Annotated in this window: 14 protein-coding genes; 6 read left to right on the forward strand and 8 right to left on the reverse strand. The window is 67.0% G+C overall.

Annotation, left to right across the window (positions count from 1 at the left end; genetic code table 11):
• Window positions 1–11 precede the first annotated feature (11 nt).
• The 5 genes from AC5RV3_RS00425 to AC5RV3_RS00445 all read right to left on the reverse strand — a co-directional run bounded on the left by AC5RV3_RS00425 (window position 12) and on the right by AC5RV3_RS00445 (window position 6,102).
• A complete protein-coding gene (locus AC5RV3_RS00425) occupies window positions 12–443 on the reverse strand; it encodes an OsmC family peroxiredoxin (RefSeq protein WP_493987444.1) in 432 nt (143 codons plus the stop codon).
• Window positions 444–614: 171 nt separating this feature from the next.
• The gene (locus tag AC5RV3_RS00430) at window positions 615–965 is read right to left on the reverse strand and encodes a hypothetical protein (protein ID WP_494120503.1); all 351 of its coding nucleotides are present in this window, start codon (window positions 963–965) and stop codon (window positions 615–617) included.
• Window positions 966–1,142: 177 nt separating this feature from the next.
• The gene (gene sucB, locus AC5RV3_RS00435) at window positions 1,143–2,903 is read right to left on the reverse strand and encodes a 2-oxoglutarate dehydrogenase, E2 component, dihydrolipoamide succinyltransferase (protein ID WP_494120504.1); all 1,761 of its coding nucleotides are present in this window, start codon (window positions 2,901–2,903) and stop codon (window positions 1,143–1,145) included.
• Between the two features lie 112 nt (window positions 2,904–3,015).
• Window positions 3,016–4,398: a dihydrolipoyl dehydrogenase gene (gene lpdA, locus AC5RV3_RS00440; protein ID WP_494013827.1), complete on the reverse strand. Its 1,383-nt coding sequence runs from the start codon at window positions 4,396–4,398 to the stop codon at window positions 3,016–3,018.
• Between the two features lie 180 nt (window positions 4,399–4,578).
• Window positions 4,579–6,102 (reverse strand): leucyl aminopeptidase, encoded by a 1,524-nt coding sequence (locus AC5RV3_RS00445; protein ID WP_494120505.1) that lies wholly within the window; start codon window positions 6,100–6,102, stop codon window positions 4,579–4,581.
• A gap of 314 nt (window positions 6,103–6,416) precedes the next feature.
• Between AC5RV3_RS00445 and AC5RV3_RS00450 the strand changes: the two genes are divergently transcribed.
• From AC5RV3_RS00450 to AC5RV3_RS00465, 4 genes are all read left to right on the forward strand, one after another.
• The gene (locus tag AC5RV3_RS00450) at window positions 6,417–7,355 is read left to right on the forward strand and encodes a proteasome assembly chaperone family protein (RefSeq protein WP_493987549.1); all 939 of its coding nucleotides are present in this window, start codon (window positions 6,417–6,419) and stop codon (window positions 7,353–7,355) included.
• Between the two features lie 33 nt (window positions 7,356–7,388).
• Complete coding sequence (locus AC5RV3_RS00455; protein WP_494120506.1) at window positions 7,389–8,744, forward strand: MFS transporter; 1,356 nt, start codon at window positions 7,389–7,391, stop codon at window positions 8,742–8,744.
• A gap of 95 nt (window positions 8,745–8,839) precedes the next feature.
• On the forward strand, window positions 8,840–10,042 hold the full coding sequence (locus tag AC5RV3_RS00460) for a DUF4192 domain-containing protein (RefSeq protein ID WP_494120507.1): 1,203 nt from the start codon (window positions 8,840–8,842) through the stop codon (window positions 10,040–10,042).
• A 250-nt stretch (window positions 10,043–10,292) separates the two neighbouring features.
• Window positions 10,293–11,567, forward strand: coding sequence for an RNA polymerase sigma factor (locus AC5RV3_RS00465; protein WP_494120508.1), 1,275 nt, complete (start codon window positions 10,293–10,295; stop codon window positions 11,565–11,567).
• Between the two features lie 237 nt (window positions 11,568–11,804).
• Here AC5RV3_RS00465 and AC5RV3_RS00470 read toward each other — a convergent pair whose 3' ends face one another.
• Window positions 11,805–12,026, reverse strand: coding sequence for a DUF7455 domain-containing protein (locus AC5RV3_RS00470; RefSeq protein WP_494101633.1), 222 nt, complete (start codon window positions 12,024–12,026; stop codon window positions 11,805–11,807).
• Window positions 12,027–12,276: 250 nt separating this feature from the next.
• Here AC5RV3_RS00470 and AC5RV3_RS00475 point away from each other — a divergent pair, with 250 nt between their 5' ends.
• Window positions 12,277–14,388 carry a DNA gyrase/topoisomerase IV subunit B gene (locus AC5RV3_RS00475; RefSeq protein WP_494101634.1) on the forward strand — a complete coding sequence of 704 codons (2,112 nt, stop codon included), beginning with the start codon at window positions 12,277–12,279 and terminating at the stop codon, window positions 14,386–14,388.
• On the opposite strand, the gene AC5RV3_RS00480 is transcribed toward AC5RV3_RS00475, so the two are convergent.
• Both AC5RV3_RS00480 and AC5RV3_RS00485 read right to left on the reverse strand, forming a co-directional pair.
• The gene (locus AC5RV3_RS00480) at window positions 14,385–15,368 is read right to left on the reverse strand and encodes a M56 family metallopeptidase (RefSeq protein WP_494120509.1); all 984 of its coding nucleotides are present in this window, start codon (window positions 15,366–15,368) and stop codon (window positions 14,385–14,387) included. The genes AC5RV3_RS00475 and AC5RV3_RS00480 overlap by 4 nt on opposite strands.
• Before the next feature lie 5 nt (window positions 15,369–15,373).
• On the reverse strand, window positions 15,374–15,763 hold the full coding sequence (locus tag AC5RV3_RS00485) for a BlaI/MecI/CopY family transcriptional regulator (protein ID WP_494120510.1): 390 nt from the start codon (window positions 15,761–15,763) through the stop codon (window positions 15,374–15,376).
• 190 nt (window positions 15,764–15,953) lie between these two features.
• On the opposite strand from AC5RV3_RS00485, the gene AC5RV3_RS00490 reads away from it, so the two are divergent.
• Window positions 15,954–17,588, forward strand: coding sequence for a cytochrome ubiquinol oxidase subunit I (locus AC5RV3_RS00490; protein WP_494120511.1), 1,635 nt, complete (start codon window positions 15,954–15,956; stop codon window positions 17,586–17,588).
• Window positions 17,589–17,594: the final 6 nt, after the last annotated feature.

Raw genomic sequence — 17,594 nt, forward strand, 5'->3', positions numbered from 1 at the left:
AGATTTGTGCGCTAGCCGGCCAGGGTGGCATCAATCGTGATGCTCGGCACTGAGGCCAGGGCGCCGGAAACAGGACAGGTGTCCTTGGCGCCGGAGGCCAGGCGCTGGAAGTCGTCCTCGCTGATTCCGGGCACGGTCGCGTTCACGGTCAGGCGAATCTCGGTGATGCCGGTGCCCGGCACGAAATCCACGGCAGCCGAGGTCTTAATGCTCTCGGCGGTGGTCCCGTTCTCCTTGAGCATGTTGCTGAACTGCATCGAGTAGCAGGTGGCGTGGGCGGCGGCCAGCAGTTCTTCGGGGCTGGTCTTTCCTTCGGACTGGTCCGCACGTGCCTTCCAGGTGACATCGTAGGTGCCGATCCCGGACGTTTCGAACGTAGTCTGGCCGGCGCCGCTAAACAGGTCGCCGTTCCACTCGGTGCTGGCAGAACGTGTTGTAGCCATGTGTCCTCCTTGGTCGATGTACAGGATGCGTTTTCCGCCGGTCCCGGCCAGAGTCGGCCGGTGCCGTCATCCTCATCCTAGGGGAGTTGCGCCGGACTGTCCGGCGGCACCGTTAAAGCCACTGCGGCCGGCCCCGGATCGGGGCCGGCCGCAGCGCGGGAATTCGTAAGGTCAGTTCCAGAGGGTGGCGATGGCGACGTTAAGCAGCGCCAGGCCGCCCACGGAGTGGGCCAGACCGGTGGAAATCGGCTCGCCGGCCTTGTACTTGCGGCGGCCGATGAACGCGAGGACGCCCACGACGAGCCCGATGACAAGCTTGATGGTCAGCTTCACGTAGTCGGCGTCCATGGCCAAGGCCGGGATCAGGCCCATCATGATGATGCCGGTAATGAGCTGCAGGGCGGCGCCGTCGAACTGGCGGGGGTGGACCGTGGGCTTCTTCATGTTGCCGATCCAGATGCCGACGATCATGGCAGCACCGACGATATGCAGGAAGACGAAAATGTTGTAAAGGATCTCCATGGGCCCAGCTTATCGGCCGGGGAAGCGCGCGGATCCGCGCCATGCCGCGACGGCACCGGGTTTTTCTACCTTGCGTAGTACGGCTGGGGGCCGAGGGCGGCAGAGCACAGCGGCGGGCTGCGTCCACTGGGGAACGCAGCCCGCCGCTGATTCGTGCGTCGCGCGGGGCAGTCCGGGCTAGAGGCCCAGGTCCGCCTCGAACTGTCCGGCTTCCAGGCGCGCCCGCAGCGTCTGCAGGAAACGGCCGGCATCTGCGCCGTCGACCAAACGGTGGTCGTAGGTCAGTGACAGGTACATCATCGAGCGGATGGCGATCGAATCGTCGCCGTTCTCATCCTGGACCACCATGGGCCGCTTGACGATGGCGCCGGTACCGAGGATTCCCACCTGCGGCTGGTTGATGATCGGCGTGTCGAACAGGGCCCCGACGCTGCCGATGTTGGTGATCGAGAAGGTCCCGCCGGAGAGTTCGTCGGGAGCGATCTTGTTGCTGCGGGTACGTGCGGCAACATCGGCGATCTTGCCCGCCAGGCCGGCCAGGTTCAAGCTGCCGGCGTCATTGATCACCGGGACGAGGAGGCCCTTGTCCGTATCCACCGCAATCGCCAGGTGCTCTGCGTTGTGGTACGTGATCTCCTGCTTTTCCTCGTCGTACTCGGCGTTCAGCTTCGGATGCTGCTTGAGCGCCTCCGCGACGGCCTTGGCGATGAAGGGCAGGTAGGTCAGCTTGACGCCGTTCTGCTCCTGGAAGGACTTCTTGGCACGCTCGCGCAGCTTGGCCACCTTGGTCATGTCGACCTCGTGGACCTGGGTGAGCTGGGTGGACGCGTCGAGTGATTCGCGCATCCGGCGGGCGATCACCTGGCGGATCCGCGGCGCCTTCTCGACGGTGCCGCGCTTCGCCGAGGCCGCGGCCTCTGCCGGAGCCTTTGCGGCGGCTGCGGGAGTTGCGGCCGGCTTGGCGGCTTCGGCTGCCTCCAGCACGTCCTGCTTGCGGATGCGTCCGCCCACGCCGGTGCCCTTGACGGTGGACAGGTCCACGCCGTGCTGGTTGGCCAGCTTGCGCACGAGCGGGGTGACGTAGCCGGCGTCCGGGCCGGCGGCGGTCTCGGCGGCGGCCGGGGCAGGTGCCGCCTGGGGGGCTGTTGCCTCCGGCGCTTCGGCCTTGGGCGCCTCGGCCTTCGGGGCTTCTGCGGCCGGCTGTTCGGCGGCCGGTTCCGCCACCGGGGCTTCGCGGTCCTCGGCGGGCGCGGCGGCCACCGGCTCTGCTCCCTTCGGCTCCGCCTTGGCGGGGCCGGCACCGGTGCCGATGATGGCGAGCACTGAACCGACCTCGGCGGTCTCATCCTCGGCGACCTTGATTTCCTGTACCGTGCCGGCCACCGGGGACGGGATCTCGGTGTCGACTTTGTCGGTGGAGACCTCGAGCAGCGGCTCATCGACCTCGACCGTGTCGCCCACCTGCTTCAACCAGCGGGTGACCGTTCCTTCGGTAACGCTTTCGCCCAGGGCCGGGAGGGTGACTTCCGTGCCCTCGCCGGAACCGGCGGCCGGAGCTTCCTCGGCAGGGGCTTCCTGCCGGGGCTCCTCCTGCTTCGGGGCCTCCTCCCGGGGCTCCTCCTGCTTCGGGGCCTCCTGCTGGGGAGCTTCCGCTTCTTCTTGCGCCGCCGGCGCTTCTTCGGCGGCCTCGCCTGAGCCGGAACCGTCGCCAATGCGCACCAGCGGGGCTCCGACGTCGGCGGTTTCGTCCTCGGCCACCAGGATCTCTTCGATCACACCGGCTACCGGAGAGGGGATCTCGGTGTCGACCTTGTCGGTGGACACCTCGAGCAGGGGTTCGTCGACTTCGACCCGGTCGCCGACCTGTTTCAGCCAGCGGGTCACAGTGCCTTCGGTGACGCTTTCACCGAGGGCGGGCAAGTTCACGGTTTCAGACATGTGGTGCCCGTTCTCCTTTGAGTCTATTTTTCCGGCCTGGCCGGTACATCGAGTCTTGTCTTGAGCCTAGTGCACCCGTCCGGCGGGGACGGGTGCACCAGGGGAGGGCTTGTTACCCGTGCAGCGGGCGGCCGGCCAGGGCCATGGCGGCTTCGCCGAGGGCCTCGTTCTGCGTGGGGTGCGCGTGGATGAGGGCGGCGACGTCCTCCGGGTAGGCTTCCCAGCTGACGATCAGCTGCGCCTCGCCGATCTGCTCGCCGATGCGGCCGCCGATCATGTGCATGCCCACAATGGGGCCGTCCTTTTCGCGGACCATCTTGATCATGCCGCTGGTGCCCAGGATCGAGCTCTTGCCGTTGCCGGCCAGGTTGTACTCCACGGTTTCCACGTTGTCCTTGCCGAACTTCTCCTCGGCCTGCGGCTGGTTGAGGCCGACGGAGGCAATCTCCGGGTCGCAGTAGGTGACCTTCGGGATGTTGATGTCTTCGATGAGGGCCGGCTTGTTGCCGGCGATCTCCTCGGCGACGAAGATGCCCTGCTGGAATCCGCGGTGGGCCAGCTGGACGCCCGGGACGATGTCGCCGACGGCGTAAATGTTGCCGACGCCGGTGTGCAGCCGCTCGTTGGTGATCACGAAGCCGCGGTCAACCGTGAGGCCGGCTTCCTCGAAGCCCAGTCCTGCGGTGCTCGGCCCGCGCCCCACGGCAACCAGCATCAGGTCGGCCTGGAACGTCTTGCCGTCGGCGAGGGTGACCACCACGCCGTCGTCGTTCTGTTCCACCTTTTCGAAGAAAACGCCGGTGTTGAACTTGATGCCGCGCTTCTTGAACGCGCGCTCCAGCTGCTTGATGATGGCCGGGTCCTCGTTGGGCACCAGCGAGGGCAGGCCCTCGACGATGGTGACGTCAACGCCGAACGAGTTCCATACCGAGGCGAACTCGACGCCGATGACGCCGCCGCCGAGCACCACGGCGCTCTTGGGCAGGGTGTCCATCTTCAGGGCGTGGTCGGAGGTAATGACCTTGCCGCCGATTTCCAGTCCGGGGAGGGTCTTGGAGTAGGAACCGGTGGCCAGGACGATGTTCTTGCCCTTGTAGGCGGTGCCGCCGACCTCGATGGTGTCCTTGCCGACGAGCTTGCCTTCACCTTCGATGACGGTGATGCCCTTGGACTTGACCAGGCCGGTCAGGCCCTTGAACTTTCCGGCGATGACCCCGTCCTTGTAGGCATTGACGGCAGCCATGTCGATGGAATCGAGGCTAACGTTCACGCCGTATTTCGCGGCGTCCTTGGCGTGGTCGGCCAGCTCGGCCGAATGCAACAGCGCCTTGGTGGGGATGCAGCCGTTGTGCAGGCAGGTGCCGCCGAGCTTGCCCTTTTCCACCAGGCCGACGCTGAAGCCCAGCTGCACGGCGCGGAGGGCAGCGGCATAACCGCCGCTGCCGCCGCCGAGGATCAGGATGTCGAATTCTTGCGCTGTTGCCGAATCGGCCACGTGAACGCTCCCTCGCGTGTTCGCAACGTGTGGTGACACGTCGATGAGTTGATTGGGGTTGACGAACGAAGTTGGTTGGGTTTCACCTTAGCCCTCCCGCATACCATCATCTAGTTGGTGACGGCCCCAACAGGCCGGATTGTGTGCGGATTCACGCGGGGAAGCGGCGGGGATGCAGACTCAGGAGCTGCGGGCCACCACATCCTCAGCATAGGCAACCAGCGTGCGGACGGCGACGCCGGTGCCCTCCTTCGGGGTGTAGCCGTGCGGAGAGCCTTCGTTGAAGGCCGGACCGGCGATGTCCAGATGGGCCCACGGGATGCGCACGCCGCCGGATTCGCCCACGAACTCGCGCAGGAAGATCGCGGCCGTCAGCATGCCGCCGTACTTGTCGCCCATGTTGGACAGGTCTGCCACCTGCGAGTCCAGGCTGGGACGAAGTTCTTCCGGCAGCGGCATCGGCCAGAACAGTTCCCCCGCCCTGTCGGCGGCGGCCTTGACGGCATCACGTACCGGTTCTTCGCCCATGATCGCGGCCACCCGGCTTCCCAGCGCGACCATCTGCGCACCTGTCAAGGTTGCGACGTCCAACAGGACATCGGGGTGTTCCTCGCTGGCGGCAGCGAGTCCGTCGGCCATGACCAGCCGGCCTTCGGCGTCCGTGTTCAGCACTTCCACCGTCTTGCCGCCGTACATGGTTAATACGTCGGAGGGACGGGAGGCGGTGCCGGAGGGCATGTTTTCCGCCAGGCAAAGCCACGCGGTGGCCTTCACCGGCAGTCCCAGCTCGGCGATGGCCAGGACGGCGTTCAGTACCACGGCCGCGCCCGCCATGTCGCACTTCATGGTCATCATGCCCGTGGCCGGCTTGAGCGAGAGGCCGCCGGAGTCGAAGGTGATGCCCTTGCCCACGAAGGCGAGCTTCGCCTTGGCCCGGACCGGCGCATATTCCACCTTGACCAGGCGGGGCGGGCGGCTGGATCCCTTGCCGACGCCGGTCAAGCCGCCGTAGCCGTCCTTGGCCAGCCGGTTCTCGTCCAGGACGGTGACCTTGACCGGCAGGTTCCTGGCCATCTGCGTGGCAGCCTCGGCGAACGACTCGGGGTACAGGTGGCTCGGCGGCTGGTTGACCAGGGAGCGCGTCGCGTTGACCGCCCGTCCCAGCACCGAGGCCCGCTTGAGCGCCTTCGCCAGTTCCTTATCGCCGGCGACCGGCGTGATGACGGTGGCTTCCGCCACCGGGCCGCGAACCCCGGCCCCGCGGGTGCGGTGATCGCTGAAGTCATAGGCCCCCAGGGCCGCGCCTTCGGCAACAGCCGCGGCTTCGGCGACTGTTCCGGCCGGCAGGCCCAGGGCCACCGACCGGACCCCGGCGAGTTGCCGCACAGCCGAGCCGGCGGTGCGGCGCAGGGTTTCTTCCGTCAGCGCCTGCCCGGGCAGCAATTTCCCGACGCCGGCCAGCACCACCACATCTGCCCCGGAGTCGGGCAGCCCCGGCAGGCGGTGCACCTCGTCGGCGGCCCCGGTTACGCCGAGCAGCGGAAGGGACTCCTGCAGCGTCTTCGACGCCTTGGCCGGCAACGGATTCTCCAGCAGGACGGGACCATCTCCGTCTTGTCCGACCGCAATGACGAGGGCGTTTGACTTGGCCTTTTTGACATCTTTGGCAATGGCGCTGAGCTTGAGCTCGGTCGTGGGGATCACGCAGATCTGTCCTAACTTCTCCTTCAGCCGGCCGGCGCCGGACGGGTGGTGCCCGCCGCCGCTCACCGGTTGCTTACCGTTGTGTCTACAGTAGTTCCAGCAGGAATGAGCCTTTAGAGGTTGGCCGGAACAGGGCCTGCACCTGTCGATCGTAGTCTCTCCGGCACCGGATCCGGTGCCGCGCACGCGCTGTCACGGCCGGCGGCGCAGGAATTTTTCCGCCCGCCCGGGCGCTGAACATTGCGAGAGAGCCATGCACGGCAGGGAAAGACGATGCCGGAACGGAGGGCACATTGCTGGATCCACAGTCGCTGATGTCGACCAACGCGGAGTTGTTCGACTCGCCTGCGCTGCGCGGGCTTGATCTCGTCATGGGATTTACCGGTGCAGCCGAAGCCGGTCATGTGGTGGAGCAGATCGGCGACGAATTGCTCGACGAGCTCGATGCACAGCTGGTCGCCTCCTTCGACGTTGACCAACTGGTGGACTACCGCAGCAGGCGGCCCCGCATCACCTTCGCCGGAGACCGTTTCACGGACTACGAAGCCCCCGCCATCGAGCTCTACCGGCTCGTCGACGGGCTCGGCACGCCGTTCCTGCTGTTGACCGGTCCCGAACCCGACTACCAGTGGGAGCGGTTCTCCCGGGCGGTCGTCTGGCTGGCGAACCGGCTCCAGACCCGGCTGGTCGCGTGGGTCCAGTCTCTTCCGATGCCGGTGCCGCACACCCGACCGATCGGCGTCACCGTCCACGGCTCGCGGCAGGACCTGATCGACGGCATCACCAGTTGGAAGCCCCAGGCGGAGCTGCAGGCCGGTATCGGCCCGCTGCTGGAAATGCGCCTGGCCGAGGCCGGGCGCGACGTCGTCGGCTATTCCATTCACGTGCCCCATTACCTGTCCGACGCCCAGTACCCACCGGCCGCCGTCGCGGCACTGGAGTACGTGGGTGCCGCCACCTCGCTGACGTTGCCGACAGACCGGCTGCGCGAGACCGGACGCGAGGTCGAAAGCCAGATCGACCGGCAGGTACAGGACTCTGCCGACGTCCAGCGGGTCGTCGGCCGGTTGGAAGAGCGGTACGACGAGTACGCGGGGCACGAAGAGCGCCGCTCGCTGCTGGTCAAGGACAACGAAGAGCTTCCCGACGCCGACGAAATCGGCGCGGCCGTGGAGGCCTTCCTGGCCACCCGGCCCGCCACGGACGACGACGGGGGCGAAGGAGCCTCCGCAGGGTCCGGCGACGCCGATTAGTACCTTGCCCCGGGCCGTGGGCAAGATGGAGCAATGGATTCGCGGCGGGCTTGGTGGGTGTGGGGGAGCGGGATATTCGCCTACTTGGTGGCGATCACCCAGCGGACATCCTTTGGCGTAGCGGGCCTGCAGGCCACCGAGCGCTTTGATGCCACCGCCGCCGCCTTGTCGACGTTCACCGTGCTTCAACTGGTGGTGTATGCGGGGTTGCAGATACCCGTCGGCCTCATGGTGGACAAATACGGGCCCCGGATGATGGTGGCCGGAGGGGCCGTGCTGATGCTGGCCGGGCAAACCGCCCTCGCCTTCGCGTCCTCCGTTCCCGAAGGGCTGGCCGGACGCGTCCTGGTCGGTGCCGGCGACGCCATGACCTTCGTGTCCGTGCTCCGGTTGCTGCCCAGTTGGTTCAGCGGGAAGCGGATACCGCTGCTGACCCAGTTGACCGGCCAGCTGGGTCAGATCGGCCAGCTGATCAGCGTCATCCCTTTCGTGGCCATCCTCAACCTAGCGGGTTGGACACCGGCGTTCCTTTCCGTTGCGGCGCTCTCGGCGGTGGCCTTTGTCCTGGCCCTCGCGGTGGTCCGCAACGAGCCGGGCCAACCGCGGAAGGCCCCGCAGCCGACCTTGCGCCAGACCGGGGCGTCGTTGGCCGAGGCGTGGCGGGAACCGGGTACGAGACTGGGACTGTGGACTCACTTCACGCTCCAGTTCCCCGCGAACGTGTTCATGCTCATGTGGGGCTACCCGTTCCTGGTCTCGGCCCAGGGCCTGACGCCGACGGAAGCCTCGGTGCTGATGACGGCCGCGGTCCTCACCTCCTTCGTCGCGGGCCCGTTGCTGGGCCGCTGGGTGGGCCGGCATCCCCTGAGGCGCTCGACCATGGTCCTGCTGATCGTCGGGGCGATGTCGGCGGCCTGGCTGTGCGTGCTGGTCTACCCCGGCCCTGCCCCGTATTGGCTGCTTCTGCTGCTGGTCATGGCCGTGTCGGTCGGGGGACCGGGGTCCATGATCGGCTTCGACTTCGCCCGGACCTTCAATCCGCTCAGCCGCGCCGGAACAGCAACCGGGATCGTTAACGTCGGCGGCTTTGTCTCGGCGCTGCTGGTGATGCTCGGCATGGGCGTAGTCCTTGATGCCCTGCTGGCCAGCGGGTTCTCACAGGGAGACCTGTACGCGCTGGACTCCTTCAAGCTGGCCTTCAGCCTCCAGTTCCTGTTCCTGATCGTGGGCACGCTGGCGATGCTGGCCGTGCGCAGACGCGTGCGCACCCGGATGTCGCACGGAGGGATCACCGTGCCGCCGCTGCGTGACGCGCTGGCACGGGAACGCCGCCGGCGTCGCGAACGGATCCGGGAACGCAGGGGGAACGGCGGAACCGGGGACGGGTAAGCACCCTCCCTCCACAGGGCCTCCGGCAGGGCCACCGTCCACAGCGGCGACCCGTCGGCTAGCCGCCGGGTCGGCCGCAGCGGAAGGCTCCTGTCATGGAGAAGAAGAAGTTCACCGCCCGCCGGCCCGTCGACGTCCTGGGTTTCGTGCCGCATGCGCTGGGATTCCTTCCGGCCGACAGCGTGGTGCTGCTGGCCCTTTCCCGGGGCCGTCTGGGCGCGACGCTCCGCCTGGACCTCCCTACCAACGAGGACAGCTGCCACCTCGAGCTGTTTACCGACACAGCGGCGGACTATCTGCGTTCCGATGAGGACGCCGATTCCGCGCTGCTGATTCTCTACACGGACCGCCCCTGGCGCTCGCCGGACCGGCCGCCTCATGCCCGACTCGTAGCCTCCCTCGGCCGCTCCTTGTCCGCCGCCGGACTGCCGGTGCGCGGGGGCTGGACGGTGGGCCCGCAGCACTGGCGCGAGCTTTACTGCGGCGACATCGGATGCTGCCCGATGCCCGGCCGGCCGGTGTCACAGATCCGGGACAGTGCGTTGAACGCCGAACTCGTCTACAGCGGCAGCACCTATGCGGCATCCGCGGCGGAGGCCGCCGAAGCGCCGTCACCGGCAACGTCCGCGGCACCCGCTGTGGCGGCCGGGATACAGCAGGAGGCGGCGCGGCTGGCCGAGGGACGCGCGGGAGGGTGGACCCATCCGGCCTTCTACTTCCATACCCTCTGCCGCTGGGAGCATTCCCTGGCGGCGCACCGGGCCGGAACCGTCACGGCGGAAGAACAGGCATTCCTGCTCGCGAGCCTGACCGACAACGCGGTACGGGATGGCGTTGCCATCTTCGCCTGCAGCAGCCCCGAGACCGCGTACCGGTGGGCGGATGCGTCCGGCCTCCTCCAGGACACGGACAGGGCGACGGACGCGGTGCCGCCCACGGAGCCATTGCCCGGATCCGGTGATCCTGCGGCGGCCCGGGGGTGGTCAAGGATCTTGATCGGCGACTCGCCCCACGCTCCGGACTGGGATCGCGTGGATGCCACGGCCCACCTGCTCCAACACCTGCACGCCGTCGGAACGGGGCGCTCCCGCGCCGCCGCCGGCACGCTGCATGCCTGGATCGAATGGGCACGGGGGCGCGGTTCGCATGCGCATCAACGGGCGGAAGCATGCCTGCGCGAAATGCCTGGCTACCGGCTTGCGGAACTGGTCCAGGAACTGGCGGGCAGCGGAATGCTGCCGGCGTGGGCGCGCCGGCGGGAGACGGCCTGGCCGGGCCGGAGGCACCTGGCGGCATGACCGCGGCGTCCGCGACGGTCGAAAATCAGTTCATCCGGCGGTCTGAATCGTGAGACAATGGGAACCGAGACCCGGTTGGGTTCGTGTTTCAAACAGCGGTAGTTCCTGCGGGAATACCGTCGCCGCGGAACAGGTTATGCCTTGCAGACCCTGCGTCCGTGGTTTGGTTTGAAGTCATTCACGGACTTGACAGGGTCATAGTGGTGTTACCCGCAGGTAGCGTCACAGACCGCCGTACGAAAGGTTCTCTGTGTCACCGGACAAGAAGACTGCTGCAGCTCCCGATGAGGAGACTGCTGCCTCCGCTCCGAAAAAGTCCGCGACGACCAAGCGCGCGGGCGCCCCGTCAGCGGCAGCGGCGGAAGCTGCTCCCAAACGGCGCGGCCGCAAGCCCGGTGCCGCTGCCAAAAAGGATGAGGCGAACGCCGCCGGGTTGGCTACGGATGAAGTCGACGAGGATCCCGAAGCTGAGCCGGAGCCCACGGAGGAAGATGTAGAAGCCGCCGAGGAAACGGGCGCCAAGAAGGGCAAGGAAGGCGAGACCGGTTCCGGGTTTGTTTACTCGGACGCCGACGACGACGACGCCCCAGCCCAGCAGGTAGTCTCCGCCGGTGCCACCGCAGACCCGGTTAAGGACTACCTGAAGCAGATCGGCAAGGTCGCCCTGCTGAACGCCGAGCAGGAAGTCGACCTCGCCCTGCGGATCGAGGCCGGTCTCTTCGCCGAAGAGAAGCTGGCCAAGGACGACGGCACCATGGAGACGCGCCTGCGGCGCGACCTGGAGCAGATTGTCCACGACGGCAAGCGCGCCAAGAACCACCTGCTGGAAGCCAACCTGCGTCTGGTGGTCTCGCTGGCCAAGCGCTACACGGGCCGCGGCATGCTGTTCCTGGATCTGATCCAGGAAGGCAACCTGGGCCTGATCCGCGCCGTCGAGAAGTTCGACTACACCAAGGGCTTCAAGTTCTCCACCTACGCAACCTGGTGGATCCGGCAGGCCATCACCCGCGCCATGGCGGACCAGGCCCGCACGATCCGCATCCCGGTGCACATGGTGGAAGTCATCAACAAGCTGGCCCGCGTGCAGCGCCAAATGCTCCAGGACCTGGGCCGCGAGCCGACTCCCGAAGAGCTGGCCAAGGAACTGGACATGACGCCGGAAAAGGTCGTCGAGGTCCAGAAGTATGGGCGCGAGCCGATCTCGCTGCACACGCCGCTGGGCGAAGACGGCGACTCGGAGTTCGGCGACCTGATCGAAGACTCCGAAGCCGTGGTTCCCGCCGACGCGGTCAGCTTCACCTTGCTGCAGGAGCAGCTCCACTCGGTGCTGGACACGCTGTCCGAGCGCGAAGCCGGCGTGGTGGCCATGCGGTTCGGGCTGACCGACGGCCAGCCGAAGACTTTAGACGAAATCGGCAAGGTCTACGGCGTCACCCGTGAGCGCATCCGCCAGATCGAATCCAAGACCATGTCCAAGCTGCGGCACCCGTCGCGGTCGCAGGTACTGCGCGACTACCTGGACTGATCCGACTGCGCAGCAGGGCCGGCACCCGCGGGGGCCGGCCCTGCTGCGTTAACCGGGGGTGCAGCGGAAGGGCAGAGGGCCGCGCCGTCCAGGCCCGGGTGCTCTGGCGGAAATGCCTTTGGAAACGCAAAGGGCGCCGTTCCCCTTGCGGGGAACGGCGCCCTTTGATCGGGGTACCGCGCGGACCTGTCGGACCGCACCGGGAGCGGGCTGCGGCTGCAGCTGTTCCCGGAGAGCCTATTCGGCGGCGGCGCCGGCCTTTTCGGTCAGCCTGCCGGTCTCGTCCTGCCATTCCGAGGCCTTGGAGCGAAGCTGCGGCTCATGCTGCCGGGCATGGTGCCCGCAGAAGAGGAGTTCGCCGCCGGAGGAGGCCAGGACAACCCGTACATAGGCTTGGGCGCCACACCGGTCGCATCGATCCAATGCGGTCAGTTCACGGGGGGCTACTGCTGTCGTCATGATGACCTCCTTACGAGTGCGTCTATCCATAGAACCATCCGAAGCACGCAAATCTTCGCAAGATGGGGTCACTTTCGCTCACCGCGTATCACGTGTCGGTAACAGCCGGGAGCTGCGTCACATGCCGGCGTGCGCCCCGGCGCGGTGCACAAGCCCGCCCGCAAAGGGGATTAGCCTAGTAACGGTCCGTTATTCGCGGCGGACCGCGGCCAAGGACCGCAGTTCTGTCTGCCAAGGAGCACTCGTACACGTGGCGCCAACGAAGTCTGAGTACACAGCACGCCATCTTTCCGTCCTGGAAGGGCTGGAAGCCGTCCGCAAGAGGCCGGGCATGTACATCGGGTCCACGGATTCCCGCGGGTTGATGCACTGCCTCTGGGAAATCATCGACAACTCCGTCGACGAGGCGCTGGCCGGCTACGGGCAGAGCATCAAGATCACGCTGCACCCGGACGGATCGGTGGAGATCCACGACGACGGCCGCGGCATCCCGGTGGACATCGAACCAAAGACCGGCCTGAGCGGTGTCGAAGTGGTGTTCACCAAGCTGCACGCCGGCGGCAAATTCGGCGGCGGCTCGTACACCGCCTCCGGCGGACTGCACGGCGTCGGCGCCAGCGTGGTCAACGCCCTGTCGTCCCGCCTGGATGTCCAGGTGGACCGCGGCGGCAAGACGTACCAAATGTCGTTCCGCCGCGGCGAGCCGGGCAAGTTCATCGACACGGCCCGGGGGCCGGGCCCGGAGTCCACGTTCGAGCCGTTCGTCACGGGCTCCAAGCTGGAAGTGGTCGGTACCGCCAAGCGCGGAGTGACCGGCACGCGCATCAGGTACTGGGGCGACCGGCAGATCTTTACCCCGGACGCCAAGTTCTCCTACGAAGAGCTGCAGAACCGGGCCCGGCAGACCTCGTTCCTGGTCCCGGGGCTGAAGATCACGCTGCGCGACGAGCGCAAGATGGCCGGCACAGCCGGCGAGAACGGCCCGATCGAGGAAGTGTTCCACCACGACGGCGGCATTGCCGAGTTCGTCGAATACCTGGCCAACGACAGCGCCGTCACGGATGTCTGGCGCTTCCACGGCTCCGGCAAGTTCAAGGAGACCGTTCCGGTACTCGACGAGAACGGTCACAGCAAGATTGCCGAGGTCGACCGCGACTGCGAGGTGGACGTGGCCTTGCGCTGGGGCATCGGCTACGACACCACGGTCCGTTCCTACGTGAACATCATTGCCACCCCCAAGGGCGGCACGCACCAGACCGGCTTCGAACAGGCGCTCCTGAAGACCTTCCGCAAGGTGATCGAAGCCAACGCGCGCAAGCTCAAGGCCGGCAGCGACAAGATCGAAAAGGATGACGTCTTCGCCGGCCTGACCGCGGTGCTCACCGTCCGCCTGGCCGAGCCGCAGTTCGAGGGCCAGACCAAGGAGATCCTGGGCACCTCCGCCGTACGCGCCATCGTGTCCCGGGTGGTGGAGAAGGAGCTGTCCGCCAAGCTGGCGTCCTCGAACCGCGGGGACAAGGCCCAATCCGCGCTGCTGCTGGAAAAGGTCGTCAGCGAGATGAAATCCCGCATTTCGGCCCGCGTCCACAAGGAGACACAGCGGCGCAAGAATGCGCTGGAAACCTCCTCCATGCCGGCAAAGCTGATCGACTGCCGCACCAACGAGGTCGAACGGTCCGAGCTGTTCATCGTCGAGGGCGACAGCGCTTTGGGCACGGCGCGGCTGGCCCGCTCTTCGGACCATCAGGCGCTGCTGCCCATCCGCGGCAAAATCCTCAACGTGCAGAAGGCCTCGGTGGGCGACATGCTCTCCAACGCCGAATGCGCGGCCATCATACAGGTGGTGGGGGCAGGGTCGGGACGCAGCTTCCAGCTGGACGCCGCCCGCTACGGCAAGGTCGTGCTCATGACGGATGCCGACGTCGACGGCGCGCACATCCGCACGCTGCTGCTGACGCTTTTCTTCCGTTACATGCGCCCCCTGGTCGATGCAGGACGCGTCTTCGCCGCCGTGCCGCCGCTGCATCGCGTGGAGATCATCAATCCGGGCGCCAAGGCCAACGAGGTGGTGTACACCTACTCCGAGAACGAGCTTCACAAACTGCTCGCCACCCTGGAGCGGGACGGCAGGAAGTACAAGGAACCGATCCAGCGCTACAAGGGCCTGGGCGAAATGGACGCCGACCAGTTGGCCGAGACCACCATGGAGCCCCGCCACCGTACCTTGCGCAGGGTGCGGATCGAGGATGCCGAAGCCGCCGAGCGCTCCTTCGACCTGCTGATGGGCTCTGACGTGGCCCCGCGCAAGGAGTTCATCGTGGCCGGCGCCTCGATGCTGGACCGGGAACGGATCGACGCCTAGGCCGCCAGTCCCGGTGCCACCAGCAGGGCGGTCGGCACCGCCAGCAGCAACGCCGCGGCCAGCAGCACCGCGGCCCGGGCTGCCCCGCTGAGGGCCGGAACAGGGGAAAGCAGCCGCCGGAGCCGGTGTGCGGTGACAAGGGTTTCCGCCTCGGCGGCGCCGAGCAAAGCCTTCGCAGGGTCGCCGATGCCCGCGGCCGGGGCGGCCGGGCCCGCCGTGGCCGCCGGCCGCTCACCAGCGGCGACGACGGCGATGGCACGCACCAGCGTCCCCCGGTCCGAAGTCTTCAGGGCATGGTCGTCTGCGAGCATCTCGATCAGCTCGTTCACGGCCGTCCTGGCCAGCTTCGACGTGGGGAGCCAGGGCAGGGCCGCCCGCCAGGCGGCGAAGGCCCACAGCAGCAGGTCGTGGCGCTGTTCCAGATGCGCCTTTTCGTGCGTCATGACGGCGTGCAGTTCGTCCGGCGAGAGCAGCTCGAGCAGGCCGTTCGAGAGCACCGTGACGGAGCCGCCGCCGCCCGGCAAGCAGTAGGCCACCGGCGCCGGATGGTTGATCACCAAGGTGCGCGGGGAGTCCTCGGACGGGGAGCTGAGCAGGTTCAGCAGGTCGCGGTGCCGGCCGCGCTGTTTGCGGATCTTGTAGTAGGTCAGCAGCAACGTGAAGACCAGGTGGACGGAGAGCAGCAGGGCGGCGCTGAGCGCGAACACGTGCACCAGGTCCAGGCCCGTGTCCGCGCTGTCGTCAAGCAGAAGGCCGGTCAGTCCACGGAGGCCGGCCAGCAGGTGTTCGCCCAGTGGTTCCAGGCCCCACGTCAGCATCGCCCCGATCATGGACAGGCCGCCGGCCAAGGCGATGGCCTGCCAAAGCACCAGCGCCGTGCCGGGACTGCGGGCTGTCCAGCGTGCCCGAGAGAGCAGGATGGGAGCCGGCCACGCCAAAATGACCGCCATGGCGGCCAGCAGGTAGGAGGCCAGGAACATTCAGCTCAGTTGGAGGAGAGGATCTTGCGCAGGGTTTCGGCTTCCTCGTCGCTGACCGTGCCGATGAACCGGGCCAGGACGGCCTCGCGGTCCGGGGCCGAGCCCAAGACTTCGTGCATCAGCTCCACGGTGTGCTCTTCGCGGCTCGTTACGGTCCGGTAGCGGTGCGGGCGGATGTCGCGGCCGCGCTGGACCAGTCCCTTCTTCTCAAGCCGGGACAGGACCGTCAGCACCGTCGTGACGGCCAGCTCCTTGCCATCCGCCCCGTCCGCGGAGACCTGTGCCAGCGTGTCGCGCAGCTCATTGGCCGTCAGTCCGGCTTCAGCAGGATCGGCGGCGTTCTGGGACCACAGCACGTCCATGACCGCCCGTTCCAAATCTCCGAGAGTAGCCATCTGGTTCCTTTTCGTCTCTTAACGTCGCATCGCCGGCGCGCAGAACCTTTCCGCGACCGTGCTCTTGGTCTCTAATTTACCGTCTTTCGCCGAAATGTTCTACAGTTCGTAGAAGATCAAGTTCTACGGCTTGTAGAAAAGGTTTCCGGAGCGGTCCGGATACCCAGTTCAGTCCGGGGAGGCATCGGCAATGGAAGCACTGGAAATCGCGCGGTGGCAGTTCGGTATCACGACCGTCTACCACTTCCTCATGGTGCCGCTGACCATTGGCCTCGGGCTGCTCGTCGCGATCATGCACACGGCCTGGTACCGCACCGGCAAGGACCAGTACCTGAGGATGACCAAGTTCTGGGGCAAATTGTTCCTGATCAACTTCATCATGGGTGTGGCCACCGGCCTGGTCCAGGAATTCCAGTTTGGCATGGCCTGGAGCGAGTACAGCCGCTTCGTCGGCGACGTCTTCGGCGCGCCGCTGGCCATGGAGGCGCTGCTCGCGTTCTTCGTGGAGTCCATTTTCCTGGGGTTGTGGATTTTCGGCTGGGGCCGGCTGCCCAAAGCGGTGCACCTGCTCAGCATCTGGGGCGCCTCGCTGGCCACCGTCTGTTCGGCCTACTTTATCCTGGCCGCGAACTCCTGGATGCAGCATCCGGTCGGCGTTGAGATGGTCGACGGACGGCCGGTGATGGTGGACGTCTGGGCGGTGCTGACCAACAACACCCTGCTGGTGGCTTTCCCGCACACAATCTTCGGCGCCACCTCGGTCGCCGGCGGTTTCCTGCTGGGCATCAGCTGGTACCACCTGTGGAAGCGCCGCCGCGACGGCATCGACACGGTGGGCCCGGACGGCGCGGTGGTCGTGGGGTCGGATCCGGCGCGCGGCAGGGATGCGGCCGACCACAAGGTCTGGCTCCGCTCGCTGCGGATCGGCGCGGTCGTCGCCGTCGTCTCCTTCGCCGGCGTGTCCCTCACCGGGGACCTGCAGGCCAAACTGATGTTCCAGCAACAGCCCATGAAGATGGCGGCGGCGGAGGCAGCCTGCCACGACGGCACCGGTTTCTCCATCCTGACGGTCGGCGACCTCGGCTCCAACGACTGCGACGACATGGTCGCCGTGGTGGAGCTGCCCGGACTGCTCTCCTTCATGGCCAACGGCGACTTCGACACCGAGATCCGGGGCATCAACAGCCTGCTGCCGGAGTACCAGGAGCGCTTCGGGACGCACCTGCCCGACAACCCGATCTACGGCGAGCGCGCCGGCAGCGAAATCGACTACGTGCCGGTCATGGAAGTCACGTACTGGGGCTTCCGGATGATGATTACCTTCGGCATGTTGGCCGCCGCGGCCGCCGCCGTCGCCCTGTGGGTGGTGCGCAAGGGCACCGTGCCCGAATCGAAGTGGTTGATGCGGCTGGCCGTGCTCGGAATCCTTGCCCCGTTCGGCGCCAACTCGGCCGGTTGGATCTTCACGGAGATGGGCCGCCAACCGTTCGTCGTCGCACCCAACCCGGACCCCGACGGCATCGACAACGTCTTCATGTTCACGGCCGCGGCGGTGTCGCCGGGCGTCTCGCTGGGGGAGTTGATCTTCTCGCTGAGCGCCTTCACCCTGGTCTACGGCTCCCTGCTGGTGGTGGAAGTGAAGCTGCTCGCTGCCTACTGCCGCGGCGGTGTGCCCGCGGCGATGCCCGAACTGCTGCACGCGACGTCCGCGGATGGTCCGGGCAAGCACGACGGCGGCGACGGCACCGGCGGCAGCGGCAAGGACGGAGACGGAAACAACGGCGACGGGAAAGACACCGATGATGTGCTCTCCTTCGCGTACTGAACCGGC

The organism is Arthrobacter sp. Y3221114, assembly GCF_059092625.1.

Excerpts from the sequence above, each read along its gene's own strand:
- AC5RV3_RS00425 (WP_493987444.1), bottom strand. The coding sequence starts at position 443 with ATGGCTACAACACGTTCTGCCAGCACCGAGTGGAACGGCGACCTGTTT.
- AC5RV3_RS00430 (WP_494120503.1), bottom strand. The coding sequence starts at position 965 with ATGGAGATCCTTTACAACATTTTCGTCTTCCTGCATATCGTCGGTGCT.
- AC5RV3_RS00450 (WP_493987549.1), top strand. The coding sequence starts at position 6,417 with ATGTCGACCAACGCGGAGTTGTTCGACTCGCCTGCGCTGCGCGGGCTT.
- AC5RV3_RS00470 (WP_494101633.1), bottom strand. The coding sequence starts at position 12,026 with ATGACGACAGCAGTAGCCCCCCGTGAACTGACCGCATTGGATCGATGC.
- AC5RV3_RS00480 (WP_494120509.1), bottom strand. The coding sequence starts at position 15,368 with ATGTTCCTGGCCTCCTACCTGCTGGCCGCCATGGCGGTCATTTTGGCG.
- sucB (WP_494120504.1), bottom strand. The coding sequence starts at position 2,903 with ATGTCTGAAACCGTGAACTTGCCCGCCCTCGGTGAAAGCGTCACCGAA.
- AC5RV3_RS00455 (WP_494120506.1), top strand. The coding sequence starts at position 7,389 with ATGGATTCGCGGCGGGCTTGGTGGGTGTGGGGGAGCGGGATATTCGCC.
- AC5RV3_RS00490 (WP_494120511.1), top strand. The coding sequence starts at position 15,954 with ATGGAAGCACTGGAAATCGCGCGGTGGCAGTTCGGTATCACGACCGTC.
- AC5RV3_RS00460 (WP_494120507.1), top strand. The coding sequence starts at position 8,840 with ATGGAGAAGAAGAAGTTCACCGCCCGCCGGCCCGTCGACGTCCTGGGT.
- AC5RV3_RS00485 (WP_494120510.1), bottom strand. The coding sequence starts at position 15,763 with ATGGCTACTCTCGGAGATTTGGAACGGGCGGTCATGGACGTGCTGTGG.